We start from the raw sequence: 7,987 nt of genomic DNA on the forward strand, positions 1-7,987 counted from the left end.
ACGCACGCTTGCCGAAAGGACACGGTTCTTTTCATATGCGAAAACAACTATTACGCGATGGGTACCGCTTTGGAATTCTCAGAGTCGGAAGTCAATCTTTCCAAAAAAGCGGCAAGCTACCGTATAAATTCTTTTCAGGTTGACGGGATGGATGTGAAACAGGTCGCCGAGTCTGCAAAAAATGCGGTTGAAGATATCAAATCAGGCAAAGGCCCCGTGTTTCTTGAATGCCTCACATACCGTTTTAGAGCACATTCAATGTTTGATGCAGAACTTTACCGTAAAAAAACAGAAGTCAATGAGTGGAAAGATAAAGGGCCGCTGGTAACTTTTAAGAAAAACCTTGAAGAGAGAGGGTTATGGTCAAAAATCAAAGCGCAAGAGATCGAAGATGAGATCACAAAAACCATTGATGAAGCCGTGACGTTTGCAGAAAATGGAACACTGGAACCAATCAGCGATCTTGAAAAATTTGTCTATTCACCGGAGGAAGTACAATGAAAGAGAATAACCAGACCACTTACCGGGAAGCTGTACGCGAAGGCATCAAAAATGCTATGCAAAAAGATGATAGAGTCTTTTTAATGGGAGAAGATGTAGGCCGTTACGGCGGATGTTTTGCCGTAAGCAAAGGTCTTTTGGAAGAGTTCGGCAAAGAGCGCATCATTGATACTCCCCTGTGCGAATCGACATTTACGGGCGCGGGTATCGGTGCGGCAATGAACGGGATGAGGCCGATCGTAGAGATTATGACGGTAAATTTCAGCCTATTGGCCCTGGATCAAATCATGAACAACGCCGCAACACTGCTGCATATGTCAGGCGGGCAGTTCAACGTTCCTTTGGTTATCCGTATGTCAACAGGCGGCGGAAAGCAGCTTGCAGCACAGCACTCCCACTCTTTGGAAGGCTGGTATGCGCATATCCCGGGACTCAAAGTCCTAACGCCTGCAACGGTACAAGATGCCTATAGTATGATAGAATTGGCACTTAACGATCCTGACCCGGTACTTATCTTTGAGAACTCCCTGCTTTATAACTCCCAGGGAACTCTTGATACCAATGCCAAGCCTCTGCCCATCAAAAAAGCAGTTGTCAAACGCCCGGGCAAAGACCTGACGATCCTTGCATACGGGATCAATCTTTTCAAAGCATTGGATGCCGCAAAGATATTGGAAAAAGAAGAGATCGATGCCGAAGTGATAGACCTTCGCTCTTTGCGACCCCTTGATGATGAAACGATCATGAATTCCGTAAAGAAGACACACCGCGTAATGATAGTTGATGAAGGATGGAGATCAGGCAGCATTTCTGCCGAGATCATGGCGCGTATCAACGAGCAGGCTTTTTTTGAACTTGATGCACCGATGGGAAGGGTCTGCAGCGCTGAAGTTCCATTTCCTTATGCCAAACATTTAGAAGATGCCGCACTGCCCCAACCTGTAAAAATAGTTGCCATGGCAAAGCAGATCATGGAGGAAGCATGAGCGAATTTCTAATGCCCAGCCTTGGCGCAGATATGAAATCTGCCATATTAATGCAGTGGAAGGTCAAGGTCGGCGATAGAGTGACAAAAGGCCAGGTGATAGCCGAAATAGAGACAAGCAAGGGTGTCATTGAGATCGAGGTTTTCCAGGACGGTATCATTGAAAAGATTTTGGTTGAACCTGAAACAGAGTGCAGCGTAGGCACACCTCTTGCTTTAATAAGCTCAGACGAAGAAAATATAACAGTATCGTCAGTAACGGCCGCGCAAGCGCAGACTGAAGCAATTCCTTTAGCTCCTTTAGAAAAAGCCACGCCGGACCGATATCAAGATACAACACCGCCTCAGCGTATCAAAGCCTCACCTGCTGCACGTAAAAAAGCACGTGAGCTTGGTCTTGATCTGGCTGATCTTGCGAAAACAAGTGAAGGAGAAATACACTTAAGCCAGATAGAATCAGTTGCCAAAACCGAATTGAAAACGCCCTCAGCAGATAAAATGCGCCAAGCTATAGCATCTGCTATGAGCCTCTCCAATGCAGAGATTCCACACTATTACCTTTCTGCTTCGGTCAATATGAGTCCTGGCCTGTCTTGGCTGGAAGAGATAAATAAAAATCTTACCATCAAGGCGCGTATTTTACCTGCAGCCATGATTATCCGTGCAGTCGTGCTGGCACTTGAAGCGGTACCTGAACTAAACGGTTACTGGCAAGAAGGTTATCATCAAGTTTGCAAAGAAATTCACCCCGGTATTGCCATTGCACTTCGTAAAAAAGGAGTGATCACGCCGGCTTTACTAGGTGCAAAAGATATGAATTTGAGCCAGACCATGCAGGCACTGGATGATCTTATCATGCGCACAAGAGCCGACAAGTTGCGCGGAGCAGAACTGACACAGCAGAGCATTACGATCACAAATCTGGGTGATCTTGGTGTGGAAAATGTCTATGGCGTCATCTATCCGCCTCAGGTTGCGCTTATAGGCTTGGGTAAAATTATCGATACGCCTTGGGTGCAGGAGAACAAAGTTATTGTACAAAAGGTCATGAAGGCTACGTTAGCCGGTGACCATAGAGCTACGGACGGCCGTACGGGGGCGCTTTTCCTTGATAAATTCAACCGCATTTTACAAAATCCCAAGGAGCTGCTATGAACAAAGAACAGATCAAAACATCCATAATTCAGCAAATACTAATAATCGCTCCCGATCTTGAATATGATGATATCCCATCAGATGAAAATCTGCAAAACTCTTTAGAGATCGACTCGTATGATTTTTTACACCTTCTTACTGCTTTATATGAACAGCTTGGGGTACAGGTTCCCGAAGTGGACTATGGAAAGGTTGATACACTAAACCGTATGGCAGAGTACTTTGCCGAGCGGATAAAATTGAATTAATCTATGTATGAAGGGTATAGTTTGAAAAGATGGCGCTTAATTGAAACAGGTATAGCAGAAGCTGGCTGGAATATGGCCGTTGATGAGGCGCTGCTATATAGTTTCAAGCAAAACGACATGCCGATATTAAGGCTTTATAGATGGCACAAAGCGCTTAGTCTGGGACGATTTAGCAAGCCGCATAAAAGCCTTGATATGGAGATGCTGCAAAAACAGAAAATTCCTTTTGTGCGCAGAATGACGGGCGGAGGTGTATTTGTACACGGAAATGAACTTTCTTATTCGCTTATAATGCCTCCTGCATTTTTAAAAGGCAGAGGTCCAAACCAAAGTTACGGATATCTGTGCAGATTTCTTATTCGTTTTTATCAAAAGCTCGGCTGCAAAGCCAGGTTTGCAGTTGATATGAAATTAAACACCGCAAGGTCAAATATCTGCCTTGCCTCAAATGAGGCTTATGATATTTTGATAGAGGGCAGAAAAATAGGCGGTAACGCCCAGCGCTATATCAAGCAGGCCTGTTTTCAGCACGGAAGCATACCGTTAAGTTTTGATGAAAGGTGTTTTGAGCCTCTTTTTTTGGAAAATTCAGGTTTAAAGAAAGCAGCAGCGCTAATGAAGCTTGGAGTCACAAAAGATCACAACGCGCTTGTAACACCGCACTGCTGATAGAGTCCTTTTGTGAAACTTTTGACGTGGATGTTATAGATAGTACATTAAGCATAGAAGAAGAGCACAGAGCAAAAAAACTTATGATGAACAAATATGCCAACAGAGGGTGGAATATCGATGCAGAGCAAGATATTGCGTAAGCCGGAGTGGCTGCGTAAAAAGCTGCGGATGAGTATTTGATAAGGAGAAGTGATGAGAAATCATGAAGCAGTTGTAATAGGGGCAGGTCCGGGCGGTTATGAAGCCGCTTTGCAGCTGGCAAGAGCGGGAGTAAAAACCCTGGTTATAGAGCAGATAGAGGCGCGTATAGGAGGAACCTGCTTAAATGAAGGATGTATCCCGACCAAAAACTATTTAAGAAGTGCACAGTATTTTTCAAAAGCCTCTTTTTTTAAAGAAAACGGCTTGGATATTGAAGTAAGCGGTTTGGATCTAAAGCGTCTTAAAAATAGAACAGACCTTTTAAAGAACGAGCTGAGATCTGGTCTCTTATGGATGATGAAACAAGCCGGCATAGAGTTTTTATACGGCAGTGCACATTTTGTGGATGATGAAACTATTGAAGTTGCCGGAGAGAAGATCACTTTTGATAAATGCATCATTGCAACAGGTTCACAGGTCAAAGCCCTTCCTTTGTTGCCAATAGATGGCAAAAATATCATTTCAAGCCGTGAAATATTCAAACTTGAAAAGCTGCCTGAATCTATTGCTATTATAGGAGGGGGTGCCATAGGATGTGAGTTTGCAACGTTTTTTAACGCTTTCGGCGTTGACGTGACGCTGGTCGAGTATCTATCGCAGCTTGTTCCTTCTGAAGATGCGGATATCGCAGCTGCATTGATGCGAGGGTTTAAAAAGCAAAGCATTAATGTCCTGACCTCCTCTTTTGTACAAAAGGCGCAGCAAAAAAAAGATGGCGTAGAACTGCATATCAGCGGGCAGATGCAGGATATTATCATGTGTGAAACAGTACTTTGTGCAACAGGAAGAATCCCGTATACCCAAGGGCTCGGTATTGAAAACTGTTCGGTAAAAGTGAATGAAAAAGGATTTATAGAAGTTAATGAATCATTTCAAACAGCAAATAAAAATATATATGCCGTCGGCGACTGTATAGAGACTATTGCGTATGCTCATACGGCATATGCCGAGGCTAAGATCGCTGTGCAAAATATCATAAACCACTCATCTGAAGTCAATAGCCATGTCACCCCCTCTGTTGTCTTTTCTAACCCGGCAATCGGAAGCTGTGGAATTAAAGAAAAAGAAGCCAAAGAGAAGGGATTTGATATAGAAGTGAAAAAGGCCTTTTTCAAAGCAAATCCAAAGGCTAAGATAGAGGGTGACGATTCAGGATTTGCCAAGATAATCGTATGTGCAAATAGCGGTGTGATATTAGGCAGCTCGATAATCGGCGCAGGGGCGGCTGAGATAATTCATGAAATGGTGCTTGCGATTGAAAAAAAGATCAAGATGGAGGAATTTAAAGGGATAATACATGCGCATCCTACCTTTTCGGAAATATTGAGCTCCTTATAAGTTATTTAACTGCTTTTGTTTTGTATGCCCTTCTGGACATGGGTTAGGTGCTTCTGTAGTATAAAGGACGTCAGGGTGTCAAGAAGGTTTGTTATTTAAACCTTTCCAAGAAAAACTGCCTGATCCCAAACCCTCCGGGCAATGCGAATGGTGGCCTGGTCCACCATTCGGCCGTCCACAGCCACGGCGCCCCGGGACCGATCATCTGCCGCGTCCAGAATTCGCCTGGCCCGCTGGATCTCTTCCGCTGCAGGGGTAAACACCTGGTTGACCGTGTCAATCTGGTCAGGGTGGATTACCCATTTGCCGTCACACCCAAGGGCCTTGGCCAGGGCGGTTGATTTTTTCAGGCCGTCGTCATCCTTAAAGTTTCCAAAGGGGGCATCCAGGGCCATAAGCCCGTTGGCCTTGGCAGCCATGACCATGCGGCTGAGCTGAAAATGCCACCGGTGACCGGGGTAAACCTGCTCCTCGTTTTCTCCGTGGCCGGACAAAGAGACCAGCGCTGCCCCGATGCTGGCCTGATAATCGGCAATGCCGAATGACAGGGAAGAGAGCCTGGCATCGGCCGAGGCAATTTCGTTAATCCGGGAAAGTCCCTGGGCGGTCTCGATACAGGCCTGGATCCGGATCTGCCTTGTTTGTCCCAATGCCATTTCAATGCCGTCCAATAAGCGGCTCGCAAAATGGATATCCGCCTCATGATTTACCTTGGGCACCACAACGGTTTGGAGACGATCGCCGGCGGCTTCGGCCACCTGGATCAAATCTTTATATGCAAAAGGCGTGTCCAGGCTGTTTATGCGAAGGGCGACGCACTTTTCGTTAAAATCCAAAGAACGAAGCGAATCAATAACCGTTTTACGGGCGACTTCTTTTTCATCGGCCGGCACGCTGTCTTCCAAGTCCAGCATGATGACATCAACATTGGAACCCGCAGCCTTGGCATGCATTTTGGTCTTGTTTCCGGGTACGGAAAGCAACGTTCGGCAGGGTTTATTCAGTCTTGTTTTATTTTCCATGCGGTCAATTTAACAGGCAGTATTAGGGTTGTCAAATCCATAAAACCAAGCTGCTAAAATTAAGAATATAAGTATTTACTAAAGACTACAATTGACAATATTGCCTTATTATAATATGCCATCAATTTGCTTTTGTGCTGGTTTTTGAGCAATATTTATATGGAGTAGCATTTATGTAACATCCCTTGCTGCCCGGATTCGGGCCTCCTGGGATATCATCCTAAATTTTACTGGGAGATGATCAATGCCGTTGTATGATTTATTAACCGGTTTCAATCTTTATACCTGGAGCTTTTCTATTGCGTCGGCAGTATTCTGCATCGGAATCATTTACAGAATCATTGGCTTTTTCCGGTTAAGCATCGGACCGGAGCGGACCGGATTTACTACGACAAGCCGCATCAAAGCGTTTTTGTTCGACCTGTCCGGTATCCTGGTCTCACCTGTCCGGATTCTTCATCTTTTCAAGGCGGTTATTCTGGATGTCGTGCTTCAACTGCCGCTGATGCGCCAGAATTTTTTGAAGTGGTTTATGCACATCTGTATTTACTGGGGGTTTGCAGGGTTATTTTTCTTCCATGCCCTTGAAGGCTACGTCAGCGAAGTGATTTTCCCAGGTTACCAATCCACCCTGAGCCCTTTTATGTTCCTTCGAAATATCGCCGGTGTTATGGTGATGGTGGGCGTGGGCATTGCCATATATCGCAGGAAAACCAATTTTCGTTTAAAACAGATCAGCAAGCACTCGGATTACCTGGCAATCGCCCTCCTTGGGCTCATCATGATATCCGGTTTTGGCCTGGAAGCCGCCAAGATCATCTCTTCCGGTGTATTTTACGACATGGTGGAGGAATATGGTTCCTTGGACGAGGAGGAACTTCCGGCGCTTAAGGCCGTCTGGCAGGAAGAGTTCAATGTCCAGTTCCCCGAGGAGGTCGTCCAGGTCACCCCGGAACTCATGGAAGAAGGACGTATCCTGAATGAAGACAATTGTACAGTTTGCCACTCCAATCCAAAGGAGGCCTTTGTATCCTATCCTCTCTCCATTGCCATGACACCTGTTGCCGGTTTTTTCAACAGGTACCGCCTGGATGCACTGATACTGAAGATTCACTTTTTAAGCTGTTTTTTTGCCTTGGCCTACCTGCCTTTCAGCAAGTTCCTGCATATCCTGACAACGCCGGTAAGCCTTATGATTTCAGGGCTTGCAGGCCAGCAAATAAAACGCGATGAGAACAAGGCCACCCGCCGGGTTTTTGATCTTTCCGCATGCACCCAGTGCGGCACCTGCACCAGCCATTGTGCCGTGGGACCTTTATATGAAATTTTTGACAACCCGTGGGTGTTTCCCTCGGAACGTGTAACCCGCATCCGGGAGTATGCATGGGGACGGTCGATGGATCCTGAATCAAGGGATGCCTTTTCCCAGGGCAGTTTTATCTGCACCATGTGCAACAAATGCTCCCAGCTCTGTCCTGCCGGACTGGATCTGCAGGATATATGGAAAGCAACCAGGGATCAGCTGGAGGTGGAATCTCTTCCGGATCCCGTTATCCGGATAAGGGAACTTCTCAAAAAACATGACTCTGAAAAGTCCGGACTTGACACGCCTCTCGTGATCAAACCCGGGAAAAACCCGGTGGTTGAATCCTTGAAAAAATCCTTCCAGGGTGCTACGTTTTCAAACTGTTACACTTGCCTGACCTGTACCAATTCATGCCCGGTGGTCGCTGTTACAGGTGAAACCCGGGAGTTCGGATCAGCACCCCACCAGGTCATCCATGCCCTTGTTCTGGGGCAAATCGAACTGGCAAAGGATGCCTCCATTGTCTGGAACTGTCTGACCTGTTATAAATGCCAGGAAA

8 protein-coding genes are annotated in these 7,987 nt (G+C 46.0%); 7 read left to right on the top strand and 1 reads right to left on the bottom strand.

The genetic code is table 11. The annotated features are described in order from the left end of the window. The 6 genes from B3D59_RS09730 to lpdA form a co-directional block, all read left to right on the top strand. Positions 1 to 501, top strand: a 501-nt coding sequence (locus tag B3D59_RS09730) for a thiamine pyrophosphate-dependent enzyme (protein ID WP_286819384.1), incomplete at its 5' end; no start/stop codon positions are given. Further along, on the top strand, positions 498 to 1,487 hold the full coding sequence (locus B3D59_RS09735; RefSeq protein WP_286819386.1) for an alpha-ketoacid dehydrogenase subunit beta: 990 nt from the start codon (positions 498 to 500) through the stop codon (positions 1,485 to 1,487). The genes B3D59_RS09730 and B3D59_RS09735, both read left to right, overlap by 4 nt. Continuing rightward, complete coding sequence (locus B3D59_RS09740) at positions 1,484 to 2,641, top strand: dihydrolipoamide acetyltransferase family protein (protein WP_286819387.1); 1,158 nt, start codon at positions 1,484 to 1,486, stop codon at positions 2,639 to 2,641. The genes B3D59_RS09735 and B3D59_RS09740 overlap by 4 nt, the downstream gene beginning before the upstream one ends. Beyond that, the gene (locus B3D59_RS09745; protein ID WP_286819389.1) at positions 2,638 to 2,889 is read left to right on the top strand and encodes an acyl carrier protein; all 252 of its coding nucleotides are present in this window, start codon (positions 2,638 to 2,640) and stop codon (positions 2,887 to 2,889) included. The genes B3D59_RS09740 and B3D59_RS09745 overlap by 4 nt, the downstream gene beginning before the upstream one ends. A gap of 21 nt (positions 2,890 to 2,910) precedes the next feature. Next, on the top strand, positions 2,911 to 3,558 hold the full coding sequence (locus B3D59_RS09750) for a lipoate--protein ligase family protein (protein ID WP_286819390.1): 648 nt from the start codon (positions 2,911 to 2,913) through the stop codon (positions 3,556 to 3,558). A gap of 195 nt (positions 3,559 to 3,753) precedes the next feature. Further along, positions 3,754 to 5,100 carry a dihydrolipoyl dehydrogenase gene (lpdA, locus tag B3D59_RS09755; RefSeq protein ID WP_286819391.1) on the top strand — a complete coding sequence of 449 codons (1,347 nt, stop codon included), beginning with the start codon at positions 3,754 to 3,756 and terminating at the stop codon, positions 5,098 to 5,100. A 95-nt stretch (positions 5,101 to 5,195) separates the two neighbouring features. Here the strand turns inward: lpdA and B3D59_RS09760 are convergent, their stop codons facing one another. Next, on the bottom strand, positions 5,196 to 6,122 hold the full coding sequence (locus B3D59_RS09760; protein ID WP_286819392.1) for an HpcH/HpaI aldolase/citrate lyase family protein: 927 nt from the start codon (positions 6,120 to 6,122) through the stop codon (positions 5,196 to 5,198). Between the two features lie 244 nt (positions 6,123 to 6,366). On the opposite strand from B3D59_RS09760, the gene B3D59_RS09765 reads away from it, so the two are divergent. Beyond that, a partial coding sequence (locus B3D59_RS09765) for a 4Fe-4S dicluster domain-containing protein (protein WP_286819393.1) occupies positions 6,367 to 7,987 on the top strand: 1,621 nt, incomplete at its 3' end.

Origin of the sequence: Desulfobacter sp. UBA2225 (genome assembly GCF_002348205.1) — a bacterium.
Taxonomy (GTDB): Bacteria; Desulfobacterota; Desulfobacteria; order Desulfobacterales; family Desulfobacteraceae; genus Desulfobacter; species Desulfobacter postgatei.

Excerpts from the sequence above, each read along its gene's own strand:
- B3D59_RS09735 (WP_286819386.1), top strand. The coding sequence starts at position 498 with ATGAAAGAGAATAACCAGACCACTTACCGGGAAGCTGTACGCGAAGGC.
- B3D59_RS09740 (WP_286819387.1), top strand. The coding sequence starts at position 1,484 with ATGAGCGAATTTCTAATGCCCAGCCTTGGCGCAGATATGAAATCTGCC.
- B3D59_RS09745 (WP_286819389.1), top strand. The coding sequence starts at position 2,638 with ATGAACAAAGAACAGATCAAAACATCCATAATTCAGCAAATACTAATA.
- lpdA (WP_286819391.1), top strand. The coding sequence starts at position 3,754 with ATGAGAAATCATGAAGCAGTTGTAATAGGGGCAGGTCCGGGCGGTTAT.
- B3D59_RS09760 (WP_286819392.1), bottom strand. The coding sequence starts at position 6,122 with ATGGAAAATAAAACAAGACTGAATAAACCCTGCCGAACGTTGCTTTCC.